Source organism: Streptomyces sp. NBC_01506 (assembly GCF_045040295.1).
Taxonomy (GTDB): Bacteria; Actinomycetota; Actinomycetes; order Streptomycetales; family Streptomycetaceae; genus Streptomyces.
The window spans coordinates 5,938,750-5,959,720 of sequence record NZ_CP109422.1 but is presented as its reverse complement, the minus strand read 5'-3'; the positions used below and the strand labels follow the sequence as shown (position 1 = coordinate 5,959,720).

Genomic DNA, 20,971 nt, shown 5'->3' with positions numbered 1-20,971 from the left:
GCGCGCCCTGGCCCCACGAGCCGCCCTGACAGACTGACTCGTGTCAGTTCCAGATTCGTGAGCGCAGCGGGATCGCCGAGCCGCCCGACTCCTGGGACCGGACCGCCAGGATCTGGTTGACGCCGATCCTGTTGTGCTCGAACGACAGCGCCGACGCGGCCATGTAGAGGCGCCACACGCGGGCGCGGCCCGGCGAGGTGGCGCGCACCGCCCGGGGCCAGTGCCGCTCCAGATTCCGTACCCAGTGACGGAGCGTCAGCGCGTAGTGCTCGCGCAGGGCTTCGACGTCCCTGACCTCGAAGCCCGCCTCCTCCAGCGTGCCGACGGTGCGGCCGAGCGGGGCCAGTTCGCCGTCGGGGAAGACGTACGCGTCGATGAAGTCGTCGATGTGGTACTGGGATTCGTCCTTCTCGGGGCGGCGCGCGATCTGGTGGTTGAGCAGCCGGCCGCCCGGCTTGAGGAGCGCGAAGAGGTCGTCGGCGTATTCGCGGTAGCGGACCGAGCCGACGTGTTCGGCCATGCCGATGGACGAAATGGCGTCGTACGGGCCGTCCTTGACGTCCCGGTAGTCCTGAACCCGGATCTCGATCCGGTCGGTCAGGCCCTCCTCGGCGATGCGCTTGCGCGCGTACGCCGCCTGTTCGCGGGAGAGCGTGACGCCGGTGACCTGTGCGCCGTACTCACGCGCCGCGTGGATGGCCATGGAGCCCCAGCCGCAGCCGACGTCGAGCAGCCGCTGGCCCTCCGTCAGCCCGAGCTTGCGGCAGACGAGGTCGAGCTTGTCGCGCTGCGCGTCCTCCAGCGTGGCGCCGGGCTCCGCGAAGTAGGCGCACGAGTAGACCATGGACGGTCCGAGGACCATCTCGTAGAAGTCGTTGCCCACGTCGTAGTGGTGGCTGATCGCGGCCCTGTCCCGGTGCTTGGTGTGCAGCGCGCCGCTTCGGCGCCGTACCTCCTCGGGGGGCGGCGGGGGCGGCGGCCAGGGGCCGACGATCCCCACGAGGCCCTTGGCCGCGGCGCGCATGCGCGGGTCGCGCAGCGGGTGCACCACGTCCTTGGCATCGGCTCCGCGCTCCCAGACGAGTCCGGCGATCAGCCCGAGAGCCGCGTACAGATCACCGTCGATATCGATCTCGCCCGCCACCCAGCCGCGCGCCAGTCCCAACTCGCCCGGCTTCCACAGCAGACGGCGCAGGGCCCTGCGGTGCCGGAAGACGAGTGTCGGCGCGCCCGGCGGGCCCGACTCGCTGCCGTCCCAGGCGCGGATACGTACGGGAAGCGGGGCTCCCAGCAGTTCCTCGGCGAGAGTGGTCAGCCGCAGTGCGGCGTCGGCCATGGCGCACACCTCCGTGATGGTGGTCCCAGAAATGCTGAACACACACGTAAACACCGCTGACGGGGTGTTGCAGTCCCGACGGCGCGCAATAGGTGGGCAAAAATAGCTGCACGGGCCATGTAATTTATACCGACTTCTACCGATGCGCACCCTTACCCGATACGTCGTACCCATCTTCGATGCCGGGCGCACGCGAAAGGGCCGCCCGCACCACGGATGGCGGGCGGCCCTTTCGGGTCGGTACGAGCGCTACGCGCCTCGGGCGCGCGGTCAGGAAGCCTTGACCGCGGTACCGGCCTCGGCCTTGACGGGCTCCGAGCCGGACTCCGCGCCGGACGACGAGCCGGACGACGAGCCGGACGACGGCTGCGGCACGACCGCGACCTGACGGGGCGGCGTGGGCTTGGCCGCCTCGTAGAACTCCTCGCGCGGTGTCTCCATCGCGCCGAGCGAGACGACCTCGCGCTTGAGGAACGCCGAGAGCGTCCAGTCGGCGAAGACGCGGATCTTACGGTTCCAGGTCGGCATCGCCATGCCGTGGTAGCCACGGTGCATGTACCAGGCCAGCCGGCCACGGAACTTGATCTTCATCTTGCCGACGACGATCATCGCGACGCCCTTGTGCATGCCGAGCCCCGCGACCGCGCCCTTGTTGGCGTGGCTGTACTCCTTCTGCGGGAAGCCCCGCAGGCTGGAGATCACGTTGTCGCCGAGGACCTTCGACTGGCGCAGCGCGTGCTGGGCGTTCGGCGGGCACCAGGCGTTCTCGACACCGGCCTTGCGGGCGGCGATGTCCGGGACCTGGGCGTTGTCGCCGGCGGCCCAGATGTAGTCGGTGCCCCGCACCTGAAGCTTGGCGTCGGTGTCGACGTGACCGCGCGGGCCGAGCGGCAGACCGTAGCGGGCGAGCGCCGGGTTGGGCTTGACGCCCGCGGTCCACACGATCGTGTGGGAGTCGACCTCGAGGCCGTTGCCCAGCACCACCCGGCCGTCGACGCAGGACTCCATGCCGGTCTTGAGGTAGACCTCGACGCCGCGGCTCTCCAGGTGTTCCTTGCCCCAACTGCCCAGCTTCGGGCCGACTTCGGGAAGGATCTTGTCGGCGACGTCGACCAGCAGGAAGCGCATGTCCTCGCGCTTGACGCTCGTGTAGTACTTCGCGGCGTCGCGCGCCAGGTCCTCGACCTCGCCGACGGTCTCCGCGCCCGCGAAGCCACCGCCGACGAAGACGAAGGTCAACGCCTTGCGGCGGACCTCCTCGTCGGTGGTCGAGTCGGCCTTGTCGAGCTGTTCGAGCACATGGTTCCGCAGGCCGATGGCCTCCTCGATGCCCTTCATACCGATGCCCTGCTCGGCGAGGCCGGGGATCGGGAAGGTACGGGAGACGGCGCCGAGCGCGACGATCAGGTGGTCGAAGGGCAGCTCGTAGGCCTCACCGACGAGCGGGGAGACGGTGGCGACCTTGCGGTCCTGGTCGATGGTCGTGACCCGGCCGGTGAGCACCTCGGCCTTGGGCAGCACGCGTCGCAGCGGTACGACGACGTGCCGGGGCGAGATGTTTCCGGCGGCGGCTTCGGGGAGGAAGGGCTGGTACGTCATGTACGAGCGGGGGTCGACAACAGTGACCGTCGCCTCCCCGTAGCGCATCTTCTTCAGAATGCGACGAGCCGCGTACAGGCCTACGTACCCTCCGCCTACAACAAGGATCCTGGGACGCTCCGTGGTGCTCATGCCATCGAGTATCCACCTGCTCCTGAGGGGGTGCTCGTGAGCCCCTTCACAAGCACCCCCCATACCTCTGCTACACTGCGCGGCCCCCATGATCGACATCATGGTCCGGCAGCGGAACCGGGCGGCGTCGCGGCACCTTCCGCACCCCTCGTGAGCTGGCCCTCCACCCTCACCCGGGGCCGAACCGCCCGACCGGATTCACGCTCCCGTAACACGCCCGGAACCCCCCGGCACAGGGGCGGAACGACCCCCGAGGCTCGCACCGACCCCCTCGACGGGGCAGTGGCACCCAAGAGAACCGAATTCCTTGTGAAGTAATTCACGAACCTTTTCGCGAGGCCCGCCGCAGGAGCCTGATCGAGGGCTGGAGCGAGGGTCGGAGCGACGTCGGAGCGAGGGTCGGACGACAGGGTCCACGGCGCCGCGGAACTCCCCTCAGGGGCCCGTCGACGCAACCGACAACTTTTCTTGTCTTGACAGATTTTATTGTCGGATGGATGCTGAGGTTGTTCCCGACCCGCCCCGACCCACCCCGAGGAGACCGACGTGTCCGCATCCATCTCGATCACCACCGCCGCCGGGCCGACCACGACTCCGGCCCCGACCACGACCAGCCGTCGCGCCCTGTGGCTGCCGGGCCTCGGATTCGCCACGGGAGGCGCCGTCGCCGCGACGGTGGTCGCCGGCGCGGCCGATGCCCTCGGCGTGTCGCTGGAGATCGCCGGCGCCCGGATTCCGCTGCTGGGCTTCACGCAGCTCGCGTTCGTGTTCTCGGTCGTGGGCATCGTGCTGGCAGCCGCCTTCCGGCGGTGGTCGGATCGGCCGGCCCAGGTGTTCGTCCGGACCGCCGTCGCGCTCGTGGCGGTGTCTCTTGTCCCCGACGCCCTGACTCCCGATGTCGACGTCGCCACGCGGGTGGCGCTGATGGTCACCCACATCGCGGTCGCCGCCGCCGTCGTCCCGGGGCTCCGCTCCCGCCTGCGATAGCCGCCGGGGCCGTCCCACCGTGGCCCCACCGTGGCGCCGGTTCACCGCTACGTGAGCGCCCCCGCCGACGGCATTTACTGTCTGGACGAGTTTCGTTTTTCGATCGAGAGGTGAAGTGGTGCTGGACGTCGCTGTCATCGAAGAACCCGCCGCCGCCGAGGCGTCCCTGGACCCGATCCGGTCCCGGATCCTCGCCGCCGTGGTCGAGCCCGGCTCGGCCGCCATGCTGGCCGGCCGCCTGGGACTGCCCCGGCAGAAGGTGAACTACCACCTGAAGGAGCTGGAACGGCACGGGCTGGTCGAACTCGCCGAGGAGCGCCGCAAGGGCAACGTCACCGAGCGCGTGTACCGCGCCACCGCCGCCTCCTATGTGATCTCCCCGACCGCGCTGGCCGCCGTCAGCCCGGACCCCGCCCGGTCCCCGGACCAGCTCTCCGCCACCTGGTTGCTGTCCCTGGGGGCCCGGCTGGTGCAGGAGGTCGGGGCCTTGCTGACCGGGGCCTCCCGGGCCCGTAAGCGCGTCGCCAGCTTCGGGCTCGACGCGGAGGTGCGGTTCGCCTCCGCCGCCGACCGGACCGCGTTCGCCGACCAACTGGCCCAGACCGTGGCGGCGTTGGTCAGCCGCTACCACGACGAGTCCGCCACCGGGGGCCGCACTCACCGGGTGGTCGTCGGGCTGCACCAGATCCCCGACGCGCGGCCCGGTGCCTCCGGAGACACGGCCGGCCCGCCGCGGGAAGACGCACCGGCACACACCGACGAACCCGAAGAAGGACAGGGAAACGCATCATGACGCACCCGTTCGAGATCGAGCTGGAGACGACCCTGCCGGCGAGTCCGGAACAGGTCTGGGAAGCGATCGCGACAGGACCTGGAATCGACTCCTGGTTCATGGGCCGCAACGAGGTGGAGGCGCGCGAGGGCGGCGTCGCCGCCATGGACACCGGCGGCCACCGCGAGGAGGCGGTGATCGCCGCGTACGAGCCCGGCAAACGCCTCACCACCCGGACCGCCGCGGACGACGACGGCCGGTTCATGGCCATCGAGTATCTGATCGAAGGACGAGGCCGCGGCAGCACCGTACTGCGCGTCGTCCACAGCGGTCTGCTCGGCGACGACTGGCAGGACGAGTACGACGCCCTGCGCAGCGGCTGGCCCTTCCACCTCCACACGCTCCGCGAGTATCTGGCCCACTTCCCCGGACGCGTCGGGGTCCCCGTCTTCGCCATGGCGCCGTCGCCGGGAAAGCCGCAGCGCGAGCTGCGGTCGGTACTCACCCACGGGCTGTCCCTCTCGGCACCGGTCACCGTGGGCGACCGGGCGCAGGCCGGGCCGGCCGGTCTGCCGCCGCTGGACGGCGAGGTGGTGTGGGCGGACGACGAACGCATCGGGGTCCGTACCGCCGACGGGCTCTACACCTTCCACCACGGCTCCGGCATCGCGCTGATGTTCCACCACCTGTTCGGGCCGGACACGGACGGGGCCGAGGCCGCCTGGCAGCAGTGGCTGACCGGCCTCTTCGCCGAACACTCCTGACGCCACGGGCGCCACAGGCGCTACGTACGCGCTTCCTGACCAGCCACACACACATCATCCTGAACGCAGAGGAAACACCCATCATGCGCACACTGATCAGCACGGTCTTCATCTCGCTCGACGGCGTTGTCGACAGCCCGGGTGGCGAGCCCGGCTACCGGAACTCCGGATGGTCCTTCAAGGAGATCGACTTCGTCCCCGAGGCGTTCGAGATCAAGGGGCGGGAGCAGCAGGAGGCCACCGCGATCCTGCTGGGCCGCACCAGCTACGAGGCGTTCAGCCCGGTGTGGCCGGGCATGGAGGAGTTCGCGGAGTACAAGACGATGCCGAAGTACGTCGTCTCCACCACCCTCACCGAAGACAGGCTCGTCTCCAACTGGGGCGAGACCACCATCCTGCGCTCCCTGGACGACGTCGCCGCTCTGAAGGAGACCGAGGGCGGCCCGATAGTCGTCCACGCCAGCGCCTCGCTGAACCACAGCCTGTCGGACGCCGGCCTCGTCGACCGCTACCACCTGCTCGTGTTCCCGCTGCTGCTCGGCGCCGGCAAGCGCCTGTTCAGCACCTCCGACAAGGACACCCAGAAGCTGAGGCTCGTCGAGCACGAGGTCTACAGCAACGGCTTGCAGAAGCAGATCTTCGACGTCGTCCGCTGAGGACGCGGTGGCCCTACCGCGCCGCTTCCGCCTGCTCCGCCGCCGCCCACCCGATCCCGTCAAGAATGTCGTGTTCGCTGACCACGACCTCCCGCGCACCGGTCCGCTCCATGATCGCCAGCAGGATCAGCGCACCCGCCCCGATCACGTCGACCCGCCCCGGATGCATCACGGGGATCGCCGCCCGCTCGTCGTGCGTGGCCGCCAGCAGCATGCCGGTGATCTCCTCGACCCGCTCGAAGGAGATCCGTGAGTGGTGGATCGCGGCGGAGTCGTACTCACTCAGGCCGAGCGCGATCGCCGCGACCGTGGTCACGGACCCGGCGAGACCGACGAGCGTACGGGCCTCACCCAGCGGGACGGTCTCCTCGACCGCGTCGAGGGCGGCGTCGATGTCCGCGCGTACGGCGGCGATCTCGCCGGGGGTCGCCGGGCTGCTCGGGCGGTGCCGCTCGGTCAGCCGTACGCAGCCGATGTCGACCGACCGCGCGGCCGTGACCCGGTCCTCGCCGACCACGAACTCCGTCGAGCCGCCGCCGATGTCCACCACCAGATACGGCTTCGCCAGGTCGGTACGGCCGGTCAGCTCCTTGGTGGCGCCGGTGAAGGAGAACTCCGCCTCCTGGTCGCCGGTGATCACTTCAGGTTCGACACCGAGGATGCCGAGGACGCCGCGTACGAACTCGTCGCGGTTCTCGGCGTCGCGGGAGGCGGAGGTGGCCACGAAACGGGTCCGGTCCACGCCGTGTTCCTTGATGACGCCCGCGTACTCCCGGCAGGCGGCGAAGGTGCGCTCCAGCGCCTCGGGGGCGAGCCGGCCCGTGCGGTCGACGTCCTGGCCGAGCCGAACGATCGTCATGCGCCGGTCCAGGTCGACGAGTTCGCCGGTGGCGGGGTCGGCGTCGGCGACCAGGAGGCGGATGGAGTTCGTACCGCAGTCGATCGCCGCGACCCTGGTCATACGGTGTCTCCCTCGGCGGGGCCGTCAGCGGGGCCGTCGTTTGTGAACGGGATCACACAGGGTCCCTTGCGCCACCACTCCGGCAGCATCGCCAGCGCCTCGTCCCCCAGCGGGTTCACTCCCGGCCCCGCCGCGAGCGAGTGGCCGACCAGCACGTGCAGGCACTTCACCCGGTCCGGCATACCGCCCGCGCTCGGGAAGCCCGCCAGCACCTCGATCGCGTCGCGGCGCGCGAGGTAGTCCTCGTGGGCCTTGCGGTACGCGGCGGCCAACTCCGGGTCGGTGGCGAGGCGTTCGGTCATCTCCTTCATGACACCGTTCGCCTCCAGCGTGCCGATGGCCGAGGCCGCGCGCGGGCAGGTCAGGTAGTAGAGCGTCGGGAACGGCGTACCGTCCGGCAGCCGCGGGGCGGTCTCCACCACGTCGGGCTGCCCGCAGGGGCAGCGGTGCGCGATGGCGCGCAGACCGCGCGGGGGGCGGCCGAGCTGTTGCCGGAACGCCGCGACGTCCGCCTCGGTGGGTTCGGTGCGTGGCGTCTGCGGAGGGGGCGTTTGCATACCTGCGTCGGTTTCCTTGATGGCTGTCTGCCTGACGGCTATCCGCTTGACGGGTATCCGCTTGATGGCTATCGGTCCGTCCGGTCGGCGCTGTCGACGCCGTCCAGGAGATTGGAGTACCAGGGCCGGTCGGTCGCGCCCTTGTCCTCGGGGCGCTCGTCTGCCGCCCGGGGGTCGGTCATGATGTAGCCGGTCTCCCCCGGCAGCACGTAGTGCAGATGCTCGCGCGCCAGGCGCTGGATGTACGCGTCGTCCTGGAGCCGGGCCTTCTCGTCGCGCAGCTCCTCGACCCGCTGTCCGGCCTCCTGCGTCAGCCGCTCCTGCTCGGCGATGTCGCCGCGCTGCGACACGTACTGCCGCATCGGGTAGGCGAGCGCCACGATCAGGGAGCACACGACGAGCACGAGGAACGCGGCGCGGCCGGTGAGCCGGGAGCGGCGGGCCTGTCTGCGGGTCTGCGAGCGGTAGACGCGGGCGGCGGTCTGCTCGCCGAGAATCCTGATCTTGGTCGCGGTGGAGAACCGGTCCCGGTTCGCGGCCATGGTCCCGCCTCCCTGGAGGCCCGGCGGACCCCTCGTACCTCTGAACCGCCGTACTGCCTCTGTACGCGCGTACGTCCCCGGACACGGTACGGGACCGTGGCCGGGGACGGCCGTAGGACGGGCGCGGTGGTCGCCGCGGTCAGTCCTTGAAGCGGGGGAACGCGCTGCGGCCCGCGTACACGGCCGCGTCGTCCAGGATCTCCTCGATGCGCAGGAGCTGGTTGTACTTGGCGACGCGCTCGGAGCGGGCCGGGGCGCCGGTCTTGATCTGGCCGCAGTTGGTGGCGACGGCCAGGTCGGCGATCGTGACGTCCTCGGTCTCGCCGGAGCGGTGCGACATCATGCACTTGAAGCCGCTGCGCTGCGCCAGTTCGACGGCGTCCAGGGTCTCGGTCAGCGAACCGATCTGGTTGACCTTGACGAGCAGGGCGTTGGCCGAGCCCTCCTCGATGCCACGGGCCAGGCGCTCGGGGTTGGTGACGAAGAGGTCGTCGCCGACGATCTGGACCTTGGTGCCCAGCTTGTCGTTGAGGACCTTCCAGCCGGCCCAGTCGTCCTCGAACAGCGGGTCCTCGATGGAGACCAGCGGGTACGAGGCGACAAGCTCCTCGTAGTACTCGGTCATCTCGGCGGCCGAGCGGGACTTGCCCTCGAACTCGTAGGAGCCGTCCTTGTAGAACTCGGAGGCCGCCACGTCGAGCGCGAGCGCGATGTCCTTGCCCGGGACGTAGCCGGCTTCCTTGACGGCCACGAGGATCAGGTCGAGCGCGGCGCGGTTGGAGTCCAGGTTCGGCGCGAAGCCGCCCTCGTCGCCGAGGCCGGTGGAGAGCCCCTTCTCCTTCAGGACCTTCTTCAGCGTGTGGTAGACCTCGGCGCCCCAGCGCAGGGCTTCGGAGAACGACTCGGCGCCGATCGGCGCGATCATGAACTCCTGGATGTCCACGTTGGAGTCGGCGTGCGACCCGCCGTTGAGGATGTTCATCATCGGAACGGGCAGCAGGTGCGCGTTCGGGCCGCCGAGGTAGCGGAACAGCGGCAGGTCCGAGGCCTCGGACGCGGCGTGCGCCACGGCCAGCGAGACACCGAGGATGGCGTTGGCGCCGAGCGAGGACTTGTCGGGCGTGGCGTCCAGGTCGAACATCGCCTGGTCGATCAGGCGCTGCTCGGTCGCGTCGTAGCCGACGAGCTCCGGGCCGATCTGCTCGATGACGGCCAGGACGGCCTTCTCGACACCCTTGCCCTGGTAGCGGTTCTGGTCACCGTCGCGGAGTTCGAGGGCCTCGAACGCGCCGGTGGAGGCACCGGAGGGGACAGCAGCACGGCCGGTGCTGCCGTCGTCGAGGCCGACCTCGACCTCGACCGTTGGGTTGCCTCGGGAGTCAAGGATTTCCCGGGCTACGACGACGTCGATGGACGGCACGAGCATCTCCTTCTGGGATGTGACGCGTTGGTGCGTGGCCTCATTGGCCCTGCGGCATGAGCCTAACCGGCTCCCGGTCGAGGGTCGGCCGCCGCCCGCCCCCTGGGACGAAAAGAGTCGGGAATGCGCGGTGCGCCACGAATGTCCTGCGGACGGGCCTATACGGCGACGGGGCCCGGCCCCCGACAGGCCCTGGCCCCGGTCCGGCGCGTCCGGGGGGAGTGAGGCGCGCCGGGCCCGGGGCAGGGCCTGTCCGTGGGGCGGAAGGGTCAGCTCAGGTGGAGCTGCTGACCCGGGAAGATCTCGTCGGCGTCCTCGACGATGTCCTTGTTCAGCTCGAACAGCTTCTTCCAGCCACCTTCGACCTTCTCGGCCTCGGCGATCTTGGAGAGGGTGTCGCCGGCCTTGACCTTGTACTCGCCGTCGCCCTTCTTGACCGGACCGCGCGTCTCACTACGCGAGGCGGGCTGCTCCTGCGCGGCGCGCGGCTCGGACTGCTGCGCGGCCGGCTGCTCCTGCGGGGCGGGCTGCTCCTTGGGGGCGGCGGGCTGCGGGGCGGGGGCGGCGTCGGCGGAGCCGGCGTCGTTCGCGGCGTTGGACAGGCCGACGCCACAGCTCGGCCAGGCGCCCTTGCCCTGGCCCGCGAGGACCTTCTCGGCGATCTGTATCTGCTGGGACTTCGACGCCTGGTCGGCGCTGGAGGCGAAGGCGGTGCCGCCGTACGCGGCCCAGGTGGAGGCGGAGAACTGGAGGCCGCCGAAGTAACCGTTGTTGGTGTTGATCGACCAGTTGCCGCCGGACTCGCACTGGGCGACGGCGTCCCACTCGGCGGTGGTGGCGGCGGAGGCGGAGGTGGCGCCGATCAGCGGGGCCGCGACGGCGGCACCGGTGACCCCGGCCAGCGTGGCGTAACGGACGGCCTTGGACGGACGGCGGTGCTTGCCCTTGCCGGACTTGCTGGAAAACAGCATGCGAGATCTCCTCACCGACGCCTACGAGGTGAGCTGTCGGGTTCGGGCCAAGTGAGTTGCCCGGCCGTGCGACCCGGGGACGTCTTCACGTCCCCCTGCACACGGCTGCACCCCGAGCCGGCCGTGGTGACCGGCACTTACCTTTGGGTCCCCCGCTCCTGCCTTCGGCGCTTGACGCGACGACTACTCCCCCCGACCGACGGCAGGATTCGGCGTGACGGTCGACGGTGCCCGCGGTGCGAGCGGTTCAGACGTTAAACACAGACATCCCGGATGTTCAAAGAAGGAACATCCGGGATGATTCGCCCATCCTGCCGCGTGGAAACCTCTGTTTACGCAGGTCGGGAAGGGCTCGGGGTGAGCTGCCGGGCAGACCGCGCCAGTTGGGGCGAAGAGACGCTTGTCTCACTTACGCAGATGCGGACATAGCCCGCTTAACTACCCCTGATTCGTGGTCAGATCGAGGTTCTGGCCCGGCAGGATGAGGTCGGCGTCAGGGCCCACGGCCTCGCGGTTCGCCTCGTAGAGCGCGGGCCAGCCGCCGTCCACCTTGTGCTCGTCGGCGATGGCCCACAGGTTGTCGCCGGAACGGACGGTGTACGAGCCGTCGGCGGTGTCGCCGTCGCGCGTCGAACCGTCACCCCGTGAGGCATGACGGCCACTTTCGCGCTCCTCGCCCGCCTTGTCCGACTCGCCCGCTTCGGACCCTTCGGACCCTTCGGGCCCTTCGGATGCTTCGGTCGATCCGTCCGAGGCGTCGGCCGACTCGCCCGGCTCGGGTGCCGCCTCGCCGCGGTGCTTGCCCTGGCCGGCGCCCGCCTCGGTGGTCGGCTCGGTGGTCGGCTCGCTCGGCTTCGTGCTCGGCTCGCTCGGCTCCGTGCTGGGCTCCTGCGTGCCGGGCGTCTCGGTCCCGGAGGCCGAGTCCCGGCCGAACTGCCCGGCGGGGGGCGTCGTCTCGGGAGCGGGGGGCAGGACGGCCGTCTCGGTCGGCTCGGGCTCGGGCTCGGTGGTCGGAGCCGTATCGCTGCCCGTACCGGTGTCCGTGCCGCCGTCCGCCGTGAGGCCGGCGATCAGCGCGCAGGTCGGCCACGCGCTCGGCCCCTGTGCGGCGAGGATCTTCTCGGCGACGGCTATCTGCTGGCTGCGGCTGGCCTGGTCGGCGGTGGGGGCGTACGTCCGGCCGCCGAAGTCGCCCCAGGTCTCCTCGGAGATCTGGAGTCCGCCGTAGTAGCCGTTGCGGAGGTCGGCGCTCCACATGCCGCCGCTCTCGCAGTCGGCGACCCGGTCCCAGGTGGCGGAGTCGGCGGCGCTGGCGCCGGTCGCGCCGAGCAGCGGGATGGCGATCGCCGAGCCTGTCACCCCTGCGGCGACGACGAGGGCGGGGGCCTGACGGGGCCGGCGGTGCCGGCCGTTCCCGGAGCGCATGCGATTGCCTTCCGTGAGACTGCTGAAACGTGAATCACGCGATCACGCATACGGATCCTGAGCACGGACTCCGAACACGTGACTGCTGAGACGGTCGTGAACGTAGCGGTACTCGAACGTCTGTCACAAGTCGATACAGCGGAGATCACGTGAAAGTCACAGTGTTGACGATCCGTCAGTCACGCACCGCTGTGAACCGCACCGGGAGCGTGCGCAGTCCACGCATGATGAGCCCGCCACGCCACCGCAAATCGGCCGGATCGACCGCGAGCCGCAGGTCGGGCAGGCGGGTCAGAAGGGTGCGCAGCGCGGTCTGTCCCTCCAGTCGGGCGAGGGGTGCGCCGAGGCAGTAGTGGATGCCGTGGCCGTATCCGAGGTGTTTGTTGTCACGCCGCGACAGGTCGAGCCGGTCCGGGTCGGCGAACCGTTGCGGATCACGGTCGGCGGCGGCGAGTACGACGAGAACGGGGTCGCCCTCCTCGACGCTCCGGCCGCCGAGTTCGACGGGCTCGGTGGCGTAACGCCAGGTGGCCAGCTCCACCGGCCCGTCGTAGCGCAGCAGTTCCTCGACGCCGGTCGCGAGCAGCCCGCTCTCGCCTTCGGCGAGGGAGCGTTGAAGCCGTTCGCGCTGATCGGGGTTGCGGAGCAGGGCGTAGACCCCGTTGCCGACCAGATTCACGGTCGTCTCGAACCCCGCGAAGAGAAGGATGAACGCCATCGCGGCGGCCTCGTTCTCGGTCAGGTGCTCGCCGTCGTCGCTCGCCCGGATCAGACCGGAGATCAGATCGTCGCCGGGATCATCCCTTTTGCGGTGGATGAGTTCGGCGAGATAGGCGCGCATCTTCTTCACGGACCGCGCGACCCCACCACGCGGCCCGCCGCCGTGCCGGATCATCATCCCGGCCCAGTCGCGGAAGTCGTCCTGGTCCTCGCGCGGGACGCCGAGCAGATCGCAGATCGCGTAGATGGGGAGCGGGAAGGCGAAGTCATGGATGAGGTCGGCCTCCCCCTTCGCCGCGAAGGCGTCGATCAGCCCGTCCGTCAACTCCTGCACGCGCGGCGCGAATTCGGCCACCCGGCGGGGAGTGAACGCCTGCGACACCAGGCGCCGCAGACGGGTGTGGTCGGGCGGATCGATGTTCAGCAGATGCGTCATCAACTCCGCGCCCCGCTCCCCCGGGATCCCCGTCTTCCCCTTGGCGTGCGCCTGCTCGGCGTGGTGCACGGGGTTCTTGGACAGCCGGGGATCGGCGAGGGCGCGCTTGGCATCCGCGTACCGCGTCACGAGCCACGCGTCGACCCCACTGGGCAGCCTGGTCCGGCGCACGGGCGCGTGCTCGCGCAGCCAGGCGTAGGCGGGGTAGGGGTCGGTGGCGAACTCCCAGGTGAAGAGTTCGGGGGCGGCGTCGGCGGGGGGCGGGTTCTGCATGCGACGACCGTACGCAACCGGGCCCGCCCCGCCGCGTACGGGCCCGCTCAGCGGTCCGTGCCGCGGCGCGTGCTGGGGCGTGTGCTGCCCTGCGGCCTTGTCCGCCCCGTCAGCTCCACCGGCTCGTCGCGCAGCGTCAGGCCGCGCACCGTGAGCGAGTCGGCCGACGCGCGGGTCACGAACGCCCGGCCGGCGACGTGCTGTTCGCTCAACGCCCGCACCACCATGGCGAGTCCGCGGTGCCGTGGTGGCCGCCAGTCCCGCCCGCCGCTCACCGTCCAGATACCGGCCCGGCCGAACACGCCCGACTCCAACTGCCTTAGCCACCCGGCCAGTTCCGCCGCCTCGCCGGGTATGTAGAGCTGCGGGCACAGCAGCAGTGCGATCCGTTCGTACAGCGGGAGCGCCGAGTGGTCGGCTTCGGCGCGCAGCTCCCCCGCCTCGACGCTGAACGCCGGTACCCGGCCCGCCGGTTCGTACACGGTGACGCGGGCGCCGGCCGGGAGGGGCGGATCCGGGTCGGGTACGGCGGGGCGATCACTCCTCCGTACGTACCCGAGGTCCACCGCCAGCGCCTCGCCCAGGTGGACCAGATCACCGAGCGAGCGCAGCGGCAGCACGGTGGGCTCCCGTGGTGCGAGCAGGACGTTGGCCAGCCGCCCCACCAGGTGGGGAGTCTCGCCCAGCAGATGGAGCCGCTGGTCGCCCACCCCTTCGACGGTGACCCAGTAGCGCGACGCGTCGATCGTTCCCTGGACGGTGACCGGCCGGGGAAACGGCGTCGGTACGGAGGGGTCGGGGTCGGGGTCGGGGTCCGGCGGCTCCAGGTCGAGCAGCGCGGCGAGGGTGGTGAGCAGGTGGTGCGCCTCGTGGGTGTCGCGCGGGTGCGCGGGCAGGGGCCAGGCCGTGGCGGGCGGCATGACGACCTTCATCCAGTCGATGTCCGGGCGCCGGTCCGCCTCGGCCCGTAACGACCAGGAGTCGTACGCGCCCAGCACGCAGGTCACCGCGTCGACGTCGTTGCCCTGGAGCCAGGAGGCCACCTCCGTAAGAGAGTTGGCGTACGCGTTGTCGATGTCCTGCCGGTACGGATTCCCGTTCCCCGCCCCGCCGACGTCGATCCGCGGTCCGGCGGTCTGGAGCTGGTACGCGTCGCCCGCCACCACTTCGAAGCGCCGCGCGGTGCCACGCAGCCAGTCCCCGAGCCCGACACCGCCGCCGCGGCGCCAGCCCAGCACTCCGTCGCTCATACCGTCCCCGCTTACGTCCACGTCGGCATCATGCCGTGAAGCACGAAGCACCGGCTTGACGTATGCCCATATGGGAATATGATTGGGGTCATGGCACGAGCAGCGACGACGTCGGACGCGTTCAACGCGATAGCCGAGCCGCAGCGCCGGGACATCCTGGCGCTGCTGCGAGCGGGTGAGCGGCCGGTGACCGACGTGGCCCGGGAGCTTGGGATGAGCCAGCCGGGTGCGTCCAAGCACCTGCGGGTGCTCCGGGAGGTGGGGCTGGTGCGGGTCCGCGAGGCGGGCAAGCAGCGCCTGTACGGCCTGGACGCGCGCGGGCTGCGACCGGTCCATGAGTGGGTCGGCGGGTTCGAGCAGTTCTGGACCGAGAGTTTCGACCGGCTGGACACCTACGTACAGGACCTCAAGCAGGCAAAGCAGGAGGAATGACCAATGGCAGAGGCAAGGCGAGAAATGCGGGCTGAGCCGGCTGAACGGGCTGAGCCGTCGACGGCCGACCGGGAGATCGTGCTCTCCCGGGCCATCGACGCCCCGCGGGAGCTGGTTTTCGAGGCGTTCACCGAGGTCCGGCACCTTTCGCAGTGGTGGGGCCCGGAGGGGTTCACCACCACGACGCGGTCCTTCGAGTTCCGCGAGGGCGGGGAGTGGGTCTTCGTGATGCACGGACCGGACGGGACCGACTACTCCGAGTGGATCCGCTGGGTGCGGATCGCCCCGCCGGAGCGGATCGCGCTGCTGCACGGCGAGTCCAGCGACGACCCGAACGCCTTCGAGTCGGTGCTGACCTTCACGCCGGACGGCGCGGCGACCCGGATCGTGATGCGCACGGTGTTCCCCACCAAGGAACTGCGCGACGAGGCGGCCGAGAAGTACCACGCGATCGAGGGCGGACAGCAGACCCTGAGCAGCCTGGCGGACTACGTCACCGATCTCGCGCGCAAGGGGGTGGAGGGCTGATGGCCGGGAAGGTGTTCTTCAGCGTGTCGATGTCGCTGGACGGCTTCATCGCACCCGAGTCCCCCGAGGAGTTGATGGGGAAGCTATGGATGGAACTACAGGCGTGGGTCTTCCCGCAGCGGTTCTTCCGGGAGAACCTGAAGCTCGGCGGGGGCGGCAAGGAGGGCCGCGACAACGACATCGTGCGCGAGACGTTCGAGCGGACCGGCGCGAGCGTGATGGGCAAGCGCATGTTCGACGCCGGCGAGCAGATGTGGCCGGAGGAGCCGCCGTTCCACACGCCGGTCTTCGTCGTGACGCACGAGAAGCGTGACCCCTGGGAGCGGCCGGGCGGGACCACGTTCCACTTCGTCAACGACGGCATCGAGTCCGCCCTCGCCCAGGCCCGCGAGGCCGCCGCCGGCCGCGACGTCCGCATCGCGGGCGGCGGCGCGACGATCCTGGAGCACCTGAACGCCGGCCTGGTCGACGAGTTCTCGATCGCGCTGTCACCGGTGCTTTTCGGCAACGGTGTTCGGCTGTTCGACGGTGTGGACGCGTCCAGGATCGCGCTGGAGCAGGTCCGTTCGGAGCCGTCGTCGCGGGTGACGCATCTGACCTACGCCGTGCGTCAACGGTAGGGGCATGGCGTACGGGCCGGGATCTGTTGGGGGACAACCCCAACAGATCCCAGGGCTTTCCCGGAGTGTGCAGAGGTGGCCGCCGTCCTAGCGTGCGGGCATGGCAACTTCCCGACGTATCAAGGCATTCGCGGCGTGCGCGGCGGTGCTCGCCGTGACCGCGACGACGACCGCGACGACGACCACGGCGACGACCGCGACGACCACGGCGGCGACTACTCCTGCTACCGCCACCGCCGCCGGCCCGGAATCGCTCGACTGGCACGGCTGCGCCCTCGGCGCCGACGACGAGACCGGCCGACGACTGGACGCCGCCGGTGCCGACTGCGCCGACATCACCGTGCCGCTCGACTACGCCGACCCCGGCGGTCGTACGATCACCGTCGCCATATCCCGCCTCAAGGCCACCGACACCGCCCACCGCGTCGGCGCGCTGCTGCTCAACGACGGGGGTCCGGCCGGGCCCAGCCTCCATATGCCGGTGACCAAGTCTCAGGTGCTGGGAGACGTCGCCGACCGGTACGACCTGATCGGCATGGACCCGCGCTTCGTCGGCCGGAGCACCCCGCTCGACTGCGGCTGGGACCTCGGCTCCGCCCCGCTGCGCTCCGCGGGCGCCGACCTGGCGGCGTACCGGCAGGAGGTCGCCGTCGCACGCGAGTTGGCGGAGCGGTGCGAGCGCGCGCACGGCGACGTGCTGCCGTACGTCACCACCCGCAACACCGCCCGCGACATGGACGTCATCCGTGCCGCCCTCGGCGAGGACTCGCTCTCCTACCTCGGCTACTCCTACGGCAGTTACCTCGGCGAGGTCTACACCCAGCTTTTCCCCGGCCGCACCGACCGCATGGTGCTCGACGGCATCAATTCCCCGCGGTTCTACAGCCAGACCATGCTGCGGGGCGCCGAGGCGGCCAACGAGGCGGCCCTGCGCGCGTGGGCGTCGTGGGCCGCCGCGCGGCACGGCACGTACGGGCTGGGCGCCACGCGCGGCAAGGTCCTGGCGACGGTGGAGCACATCCTGGACGCCGCCGCGCGGGAGCCGCTGCGGATCGGGGACACCTACCGACTGGACGAGCACGTGGTCCCCTTCTTCTTCATCGGCGGCCTCGGCAGCGACCTCGACGCGCGGCGCGCCGAACTGGCCGCGACCGTACGTCTCCTGGCACGCGCCGCCGACCGGAAGCCGGTCGAGCCGTCCGAAGCGCTCGCCGGGCAGCTTCAGTTCCTGCTGACCGGGGCGGGCTCGGCCCCCTCCAGCCAGATGACGGCGATCGTCTGCGGCGATGTGGCCGAGCGGCGCGGCGCCGACAGCTACTGGCGCGCGGTCGAGAAGTCCCGCGAGCGGTTCCCGCTCGCCGGGCCGGTGGCCAACAACATCACCCCCTGCGAGTTCTGGGACCGGCCCGTCGAGGCGCCGACCGTGCTCGACAACGACGTCCCGGCCCTGCTCGTCGCCGCCACCGGCGACCCCCGCACGGTCTACGCCGGCGCCGAGGCGATGCGCGAGCAGTGGCCGAGCTCACGGCTGCTGACGGTGGAGGGCGCCCGCCAGCACGGCTTGTACGGCGAGTACGGCAACACCTGCGTCGACCGGCGCGTCAACGCCTACCTCCGCACGGGGCGGCTCCCCGCGCGTGACGTGACCTGCGAGGCGTAGTGCTGGTGGTGGAAGGCGTGCCATGCCGACTCGCCTCTACTCCCGCAAGCACTCCGCCGCCCCGGAAATCAGCCGACGGGCATCGTCGCCGCGTACGGCATCACGTGCGAGCCCGTCGAACGCCCGCGAGTACAGCTCGACTTGGCTCGGCTGAACCAACGTCACCGCCGCGTCCAGCGAGTCCGCGTGTACCCGCTCCGCGTCGAAGACGGTGAATGTGGGCAACGGCCAGATGGTGCGTTCGCCGGCGAACGGGATCACTCCCACGGCGACGTGCGCGAACGTCGTGGCCTCAAGGAGGTGGTTGAGCTGCGCGGCCATCGTGTCGGGCGCACCGATGCGGTGACGCAGGACCGCCTCCTCCAGCAGGATGGAGAACCGGTGCTTGCCGTCACGCACGACGCGGTTGCGCCTCATACGTGCCGCGACGGCCTCCTTCACGTCGTCGGGCGTGCCCCGGAAGGCGGCGATGGAGGCGAGCAGCGCGGTCGCGTACGCGGGGGTCTGGAGAAAGCCCGGCATCACGTCGGAGCAATACACCCGGAACTGCGCGGTGCGTTCGTACAGTGTCGCGCCGGATTCCTGGAGTCGGCGTAGACCGGTCCGCTGAAGACGACTCCACCGCACGTACGCCTCGGCGGACTGCCGATTGGCCGCGATGAGGTCGGCCGACTCGTTGTCGGCGTGGCAAGCGGCGCACCAGGCGCGGAGGTCGGAGTCCGAGGGAAGAGTCCGCGCGTTCTCGATGCGGGACGATTTCGACTCCGACCATCCGCACCTGGCGGCCAGTTCCCGCCCGGAGATCCCGGCGTCGAGCCTCAGCTCACGCAGCCGAGCCGCCACGGTGTCCCGGGCCTGCTGGACGTCGGCCGATGGGTGCGGATACATGCTGGGGCGGGGCCGTCCGGTCAGATCTTGTAGTCCTCGTGCGGGACAGCACGCTCCCACACACAGTCGAATGCCGCGACACACAGGTCCACCGTCACCGGGTCTTCGGTGATCTCGTCCTCGACCACGGCGCCGTCGCCCGAGAAATGGTGCACCCGGAGCAAGATGCCGTCGAACGCCCAGAAGTCGTTCGCCGGGAGGGCGATCCCGTTGGCCAACCTGCGCGGCAGCCAGCGGACTTGCTCGCCGGTCGTCACGTTGGCGTGTGTCACGTGGTGCTCCCACCGGATGTACTCGCTCACCGGTTCGGAGACGATACGGGCCCGGCGGATCGTGACACCTCGGGCCACGGTGTCGGCGATCAACTGGTCGTACGGATGCCACCACGACTTCCGGTCGGCCCAGTTGACGCGCTCCCCGCGCTGCCACGCCTCGAACCGCTCCGTCGGAGCGTAGGAGTCGCGCAGCTCCAAGTGCACGGCGGACGCGCGGCATTGCCCCAACAGCTCACTGAAGCCCGGCACGCTCGACGGCATCACACGCCTCCCTGATCAGGGGCACCATACGTGCCGGAATCCTGACGAGCGCTTCGCTCGCCGGCATGGGACCGTTCGCCGGGCTCGTCGCCTCGCACTCAGCCGTTGTCGTCGCGGAACTGGGCTTCCAACCCTGGAAGAGGACTTCTTGCGCTTCGGAATCAACCCATACCGTCGGGCAGTGGTCAGATGACGGAGAGAGGGGCACCATGGCCAAGCACGAGAAGCCGCCGCCGGACAACGGGCAGGGCACGCCGCCGCCCGGAAACGCGGACGGGCAGGTGCCGAAGGAACCCGAGCCTGAGGGCAAGCATAAGAAGTAGGGGACTTCGTGGCCTCGTTCGATGAGTGGCGTCGCCGTCTGGCGCAGGCGATGGAGCGGCGTGGGGACTGGCCCGCGCGGTCTCCGTGGGTGCGGCTGGCGGTTGACGCCGTGGCGCGGGATCGGTTCGCGCCCGAGTGTGTGTGGTGGTGGGACGGGCACACCTACATCCCCGTCGGCCGTGCGACCGATCCCGATCGGTGGGCCGCCGAGGTGTACGGGGACCCGGACGCGGCAGCCGTCACGCAGGTCATCGACGGGCTGCCGTCCTCCAGTCTCTCGTGCGAGGCCGTGGTGGTCGACATGCTCGATTCGCTGCTCCTCGAACCGGGCCACCGGGTACTGGAGTTGGGGACTGGCACCGGCCGTAACGCCGCGCTGCTGGGGTGGCGGGCCGGGGCCGGGCGGGTCACCAGTGTGGAAGTGGATCCCGAGCTGGCCGACCGGGCGCGGGTACGGCTCCGGGAGGCGGGGTTCGAGGTACGTGTCGAGGTCGCCGATGGCCGTGACGTACCGCCCGCCGCCGTGCCTTACGACCGTGTGATGGCCACCTTCGCCGTCGACGAGGTCCCGTGGTCGTGGGTGGCCCGGACTCGGCCGGGCGGGCGGATCGTTACCCCGTGGGGGAAGCTGGGGCATGTCGCGCTCACCGTTGCCGAGGACGGGCGGTCGGCCACCGGGTGGATGCAGGGGCTGGCACAGTTCATGCCCGCGCGGGGCACCGGCCAGGAGCGTGGCTCCTTTCAGCAGGTACGGGCGGCGGCGGCCGGGAACGTCTGGGGCGAACGGCCCGTGCGCCGCCGGCTGGAGCCGTTGGGTGACGACATCCACCTGCGCTTCGCGCTGCGGGTGGCCCTGCCCGACGTACAGATCACCACCGCCGAGGACAGCGACGGCCTCAACGCGTGGCTGCACGACGGCGGTTCGTGGGCCGCGCTGTCCGCCGTGGGTGGTGGCGGCACCGTGGCGTATCAGGGCGGGCCGCGCTGGCCGGCCGACGAGTTGGACGGTGTCTGGGACCGGTGGCTCGGTGACGGCAGCCCGGCGCTGTACGGCTACGGCATGACCGTGGAGCCCCACCGGCAGTACATCTGGTGTACGGACCCGGTCACGGGCCCGCGGTGGCCGGTCCGTTGAGCGGGCGGCCGGCCGACAGCGCGCGCGTCACCAGGGCACGACGCCCC

Annotated in this window: 22 protein-coding genes and 1 riboswitch; of the genes, 9 read left to right on the top strand and 13 right to left on the bottom strand. The window is 70.5% G+C overall.

Annotated features, from left to right (window positions below; genetic code table 11):
• Positions 1 to 43: 43 nt before the first annotated feature.
• Together OG329_RS26505 and OG329_RS26500 are read right to left on the bottom strand one after the other, a co-directional pair.
• Entirely contained in the window at positions 44 to 1,336 is a 1,293-nt protein-coding gene (locus tag OG329_RS26505; RefSeq protein WP_405798659.1) for a class I SAM-dependent methyltransferase, read from the bottom strand.
• Positions 1,337 to 1,606: 270 nt separating this feature from the next.
• Positions 1,607 to 3,067, bottom strand: coding sequence for an NAD(P)/FAD-dependent oxidoreductase (locus tag OG329_RS26500; RefSeq protein ID WP_405798657.1), 1,461 nt, complete (start codon positions 3,065 to 3,067; stop codon positions 1,607 to 1,609).
• A 546-nt stretch (positions 3,068 to 3,613) separates the two neighbouring features.
• Here OG329_RS26500 and OG329_RS26495 point away from each other — a divergent pair.
• The 4 genes from OG329_RS26495 (at position 3,614) to OG329_RS26480 (ending at position 6,246) form a co-directional block, all read left to right on the top strand.
• Complete coding sequence (locus OG329_RS26495) at positions 3,614 to 4,054, top strand: DUF6069 family protein (protein WP_405798655.1); 441 nt, start codon at positions 3,614 to 3,616, stop codon at positions 4,052 to 4,054.
• Positions 4,055 to 4,172: 118 nt separating this feature from the next.
• A complete protein-coding gene (locus tag OG329_RS26490; RefSeq protein ID WP_405798653.1) occupies positions 4,173 to 4,847 on the top strand; it encodes an ArsR/SmtB family transcription factor in 675 nt (224 codons plus the stop codon).
• Positions 4,844 to 5,590, top strand: coding sequence for an SRPBCC domain-containing protein (locus OG329_RS26485; protein WP_405798652.1), 747 nt, complete (start codon positions 4,844 to 4,846; stop codon positions 5,588 to 5,590). Before OG329_RS26490 ends, OG329_RS26485 begins: the two co-directional genes overlap by 4 nt.
• Before the next feature lie 83 nt (positions 5,591 to 5,673).
• On the top strand, positions 5,674 to 6,246 hold the full coding sequence (locus OG329_RS26480) for a dihydrofolate reductase family protein (protein ID WP_405798650.1): 573 nt from the start codon (positions 5,674 to 5,676) through the stop codon (positions 6,244 to 6,246).
• A 13-nt stretch (positions 6,247 to 6,259) separates the two neighbouring features.
• Here OG329_RS26480 and OG329_RS26475 read toward each other — a convergent pair whose 3' ends face one another.
• The 8 genes from OG329_RS26475 to OG329_RS26440 all read right to left on the bottom strand — a co-directional run bounded on the left by OG329_RS26475 (position 6,260) and on the right by OG329_RS26440 (position 14,822).
• Positions 6,260 to 7,207, bottom strand: a complete 948-nt coding sequence (locus tag OG329_RS26475; protein ID WP_405798649.1) for an exopolyphosphatase — start codon at positions 7,205 to 7,207, stop codon at positions 6,260 to 6,262.
• On the bottom strand, positions 7,204 to 7,764 hold the full coding sequence (locus OG329_RS26470; RefSeq protein ID WP_405798647.1) for a DUF501 domain-containing protein: 561 nt from the start codon (positions 7,762 to 7,764) through the stop codon (positions 7,204 to 7,206). The genes OG329_RS26475 and OG329_RS26470 overlap by 4 nt, the downstream gene beginning before the upstream one ends.
• 68 nt (positions 7,765 to 7,832) lie before the next feature.
• Positions 7,833 to 8,306, bottom strand: a complete 474-nt coding sequence (locus OG329_RS26465) for a septum formation initiator family protein (protein WP_405798645.1) — start codon at positions 8,304 to 8,306, stop codon at positions 7,833 to 7,835.
• Between the two features lie 139 nt (positions 8,307 to 8,445).
• Positions 8,446 to 9,732, bottom strand: coding sequence for a phosphopyruvate hydratase (eno, locus tag OG329_RS26460; protein ID WP_405798644.1), 1,287 nt, complete (start codon positions 9,730 to 9,732; stop codon positions 8,446 to 8,448).
• Between the two features lie 263 nt (positions 9,733 to 9,995).
• Positions 9,996 to 10,697, bottom strand: a complete 702-nt coding sequence (locus OG329_RS26455) for a transglycosylase family protein (protein WP_405798642.1) — start codon at positions 10,695 to 10,697, stop codon at positions 9,996 to 9,998.
• A 3-nt stretch (positions 10,698 to 10,700) separates the two neighbouring features.
• Positions 10,701 to 10,877, bottom strand: a riboswitch (cyclic di-AMP (ydaO/yuaA leader).
• A gap of 258 nt (positions 10,878 to 11,135) precedes the next feature.
• The gene (locus OG329_RS26450) at positions 11,136 to 12,122 is read right to left on the bottom strand and encodes a transglycosylase family protein (protein WP_405798641.1); all 987 of its coding nucleotides are present in this window, start codon (positions 12,120 to 12,122) and stop codon (positions 11,136 to 11,138) included.
• A gap of 175 nt (positions 12,123 to 12,297) precedes the next feature.
• On the bottom strand, positions 12,298 to 13,551 hold the full coding sequence (locus OG329_RS26445) for a cytochrome P450 (RefSeq protein WP_405798639.1): 1,254 nt from the start codon (positions 13,549 to 13,551) through the stop codon (positions 12,298 to 12,300).
• A gap of 47 nt (positions 13,552 to 13,598) precedes the next feature.
• Positions 13,599 to 14,822: a hypothetical protein gene (locus OG329_RS26440; protein ID WP_405798638.1), complete on the bottom strand. Its 1,224-nt coding sequence runs from the start codon at positions 14,820 to 14,822 to the stop codon at positions 13,599 to 13,601.
• A 69-nt stretch (positions 14,823 to 14,891) separates the two neighbouring features.
• On the opposite strand from OG329_RS26440, the gene OG329_RS26435 reads away from it, so the two are divergent.
• The 4 genes from OG329_RS26435 to OG329_RS26420 all read left to right on the top strand — a co-directional run bounded on the left by OG329_RS26435 (position 14,892) and on the right by OG329_RS26420 (position 18,041).
• Positions 14,892 to 15,233 carry an ArsR/SmtB family transcription factor gene (locus tag OG329_RS26435; protein ID WP_405798636.1) on the top strand — a complete coding sequence of 114 codons (342 nt, stop codon included), beginning with the start codon at positions 14,892 to 14,894 and terminating at the stop codon, positions 15,231 to 15,233.
• 3 nt (positions 15,234 to 15,236) lie between these two features.
• Complete coding sequence (locus OG329_RS26430) at positions 15,237 to 15,761, top strand: SRPBCC family protein (protein WP_405798634.1); 525 nt, start codon at positions 15,237 to 15,239, stop codon at positions 15,759 to 15,761.
• Positions 15,761 to 16,381: a dihydrofolate reductase family protein gene (locus tag OG329_RS26425; RefSeq protein WP_405798633.1), complete on the top strand. Its 621-nt coding sequence runs from the start codon at positions 15,761 to 15,763 to the stop codon at positions 16,379 to 16,381. The genes OG329_RS26430 and OG329_RS26425 overlap by 1 nt, the downstream gene beginning before the upstream one ends.
• A 100-nt stretch (positions 16,382 to 16,481) precedes the next feature.
• Positions 16,482 to 18,041, top strand: a complete 1,560-nt coding sequence (locus OG329_RS26420) for an alpha/beta hydrolase (protein WP_405798631.1) — start codon at positions 16,482 to 16,484, stop codon at positions 18,039 to 18,041.
• A gap of 36 nt (positions 18,042 to 18,077) precedes the next feature.
• Here the strand turns inward: OG329_RS26420 and OG329_RS26415 are convergent, their stop codons facing one another.
• The 3 genes from OG329_RS26415 to OG329_RS26405 are packed head-to-tail and all read right to left on the bottom strand — an operon-like array spanning position 18,078 to position 19,676.
• On the bottom strand, positions 18,078 to 18,929 hold the full coding sequence (locus tag OG329_RS26415) for a helix-turn-helix domain-containing protein (protein ID WP_405798629.1): 852 nt from the start codon (positions 18,927 to 18,929) through the stop codon (positions 18,078 to 18,080).
• A gap of 20 nt (positions 18,930 to 18,949) precedes the next feature.
• Complete coding sequence (locus OG329_RS26410; RefSeq protein ID WP_405798627.1) at positions 18,950 to 19,465, bottom strand: DUF6879 family protein; 516 nt, start codon at positions 19,463 to 19,465, stop codon at positions 18,950 to 18,952.
• Positions 19,437 to 19,676 carry a hypothetical protein gene (locus OG329_RS26405; RefSeq protein WP_405798626.1) on the bottom strand — a complete coding sequence of 80 codons (240 nt, stop codon included), beginning with the start codon at positions 19,674 to 19,676 and terminating at the stop codon, positions 19,437 to 19,439. The genes OG329_RS26410 and OG329_RS26405 overlap by 29 nt, the downstream gene beginning before the upstream one ends.
• 120 nt (positions 19,677 to 19,796) lie before the next feature.
• On the opposite strand from OG329_RS26405, the gene OG329_RS26400 reads away from it, so the two are divergent.
• The gene (locus tag OG329_RS26400) at positions 19,797 to 20,924 is read left to right on the top strand and encodes a methyltransferase domain-containing protein (RefSeq protein WP_405798625.1); all 1,128 of its coding nucleotides are present in this window, start codon (positions 19,797 to 19,799) and stop codon (positions 20,922 to 20,924) included.
• Positions 20,925 to 20,971 lie beyond the last annotated feature (47 nt).

What these genes read in the sequence shown, in the direction of transcription:
- OG329_RS26455 (WP_405798642.1), bottom strand. Translation starts at nt 10,697, where the DNA reads ATGCTGTTTTCCAGCAAGTCCGGCAAGGGCAAGCACCGCCGTCCGTCC.
- OG329_RS26480 (WP_405798650.1), top strand. Translation starts at nt 5,674, where the DNA reads ATGCGCACACTGATCAGCACGGTCTTCATCTCGCTCGACGGCGTTGTC.
- OG329_RS26425 (WP_405798633.1), top strand. Translation starts at nt 15,761, where the DNA reads ATGGCCGGGAAGGTGTTCTTCAGCGTGTCGATGTCGCTGGACGGCTTC.
- OG329_RS26505 (WP_405798659.1), bottom strand. Translation starts at nt 1,336, where the DNA reads ATGGCCGACGCCGCACTGCGGCTGACCACTCTCGCCGAGGAACTGCTG.
- OG329_RS26465 (WP_405798645.1), bottom strand. Translation starts at nt 8,306, where the DNA reads ATGGCCGCGAACCGGGACCGGTTCTCCACCGCGACCAAGATCAGGATT.
- OG329_RS26475 (WP_405798649.1), bottom strand. Translation starts at nt 7,207, where the DNA reads ATGACCAGGGTCGCGGCGATCGACTGCGGTACGAACTCCATCCGCCTC.
- OG329_RS26435 (WP_405798636.1), top strand. Translation starts at nt 14,892, where the DNA reads ATGGCACGAGCAGCGACGACGTCGGACGCGTTCAACGCGATAGCCGAG.
- OG329_RS26485 (WP_405798652.1), top strand. Translation starts at nt 4,844, where the DNA reads ATGACGCACCCGTTCGAGATCGAGCTGGAGACGACCCTGCCGGCGAGT.
- OG329_RS26430 (WP_405798634.1), top strand. Translation starts at nt 15,237, where the DNA reads ATGGCAGAGGCAAGGCGAGAAATGCGGGCTGAGCCGGCTGAACGGGCT.
- OG329_RS26500 (WP_405798657.1), bottom strand. Translation starts at nt 3,067, where the DNA reads ATGAGCACCACGGAGCGTCCCAGGATCCTTGTTGTAGGCGGAGGGTAC.
- OG329_RS26410 (WP_405798627.1), bottom strand. Translation starts at nt 19,465, where the DNA reads ATGCCGTCGAGCGTGCCGGGCTTCAGTGAGCTGTTGGGGCAATGCCGC.
- OG329_RS26445 (WP_405798639.1), bottom strand. Translation starts at nt 13,551, where the DNA reads ATGCAGAACCCGCCCCCCGCCGACGCCGCCCCCGAACTCTTCACCTGG.
- OG329_RS26415 (WP_405798629.1), bottom strand. Translation starts at nt 18,929, where the DNA reads ATGTATCCGCACCCATCGGCCGACGTCCAGCAGGCCCGGGACACCGTG.
- eno (WP_405798644.1), bottom strand. Translation starts at nt 9,732, where the DNA reads ATGCTCGTGCCGTCCATCGACGTCGTCGTAGCCCGGGAAATCCTTGAC.
- OG329_RS26470 (WP_405798647.1), bottom strand. Translation starts at nt 7,764, where the DNA reads ATGCAAACGCCCCCTCCGCAGACGCCACGCACCGAACCCACCGAGGCG.
- OG329_RS26420 (WP_405798631.1), top strand. Translation starts at nt 16,482, where the DNA reads ATGGCAACTTCCCGACGTATCAAGGCATTCGCGGCGTGCGCGGCGGTG.
- OG329_RS26450 (WP_405798641.1), bottom strand. Translation starts at nt 12,122, where the DNA reads ATGCGCTCCGGGAACGGCCGGCACCGCCGGCCCCGTCAGGCCCCCGCC.
- OG329_RS26405 (WP_405798626.1), bottom strand. Translation starts at nt 19,676, where the DNA reads ATGGTGCCCCTCTCTCCGTCATCTGACCACTGCCCGACGGTATGGGTT.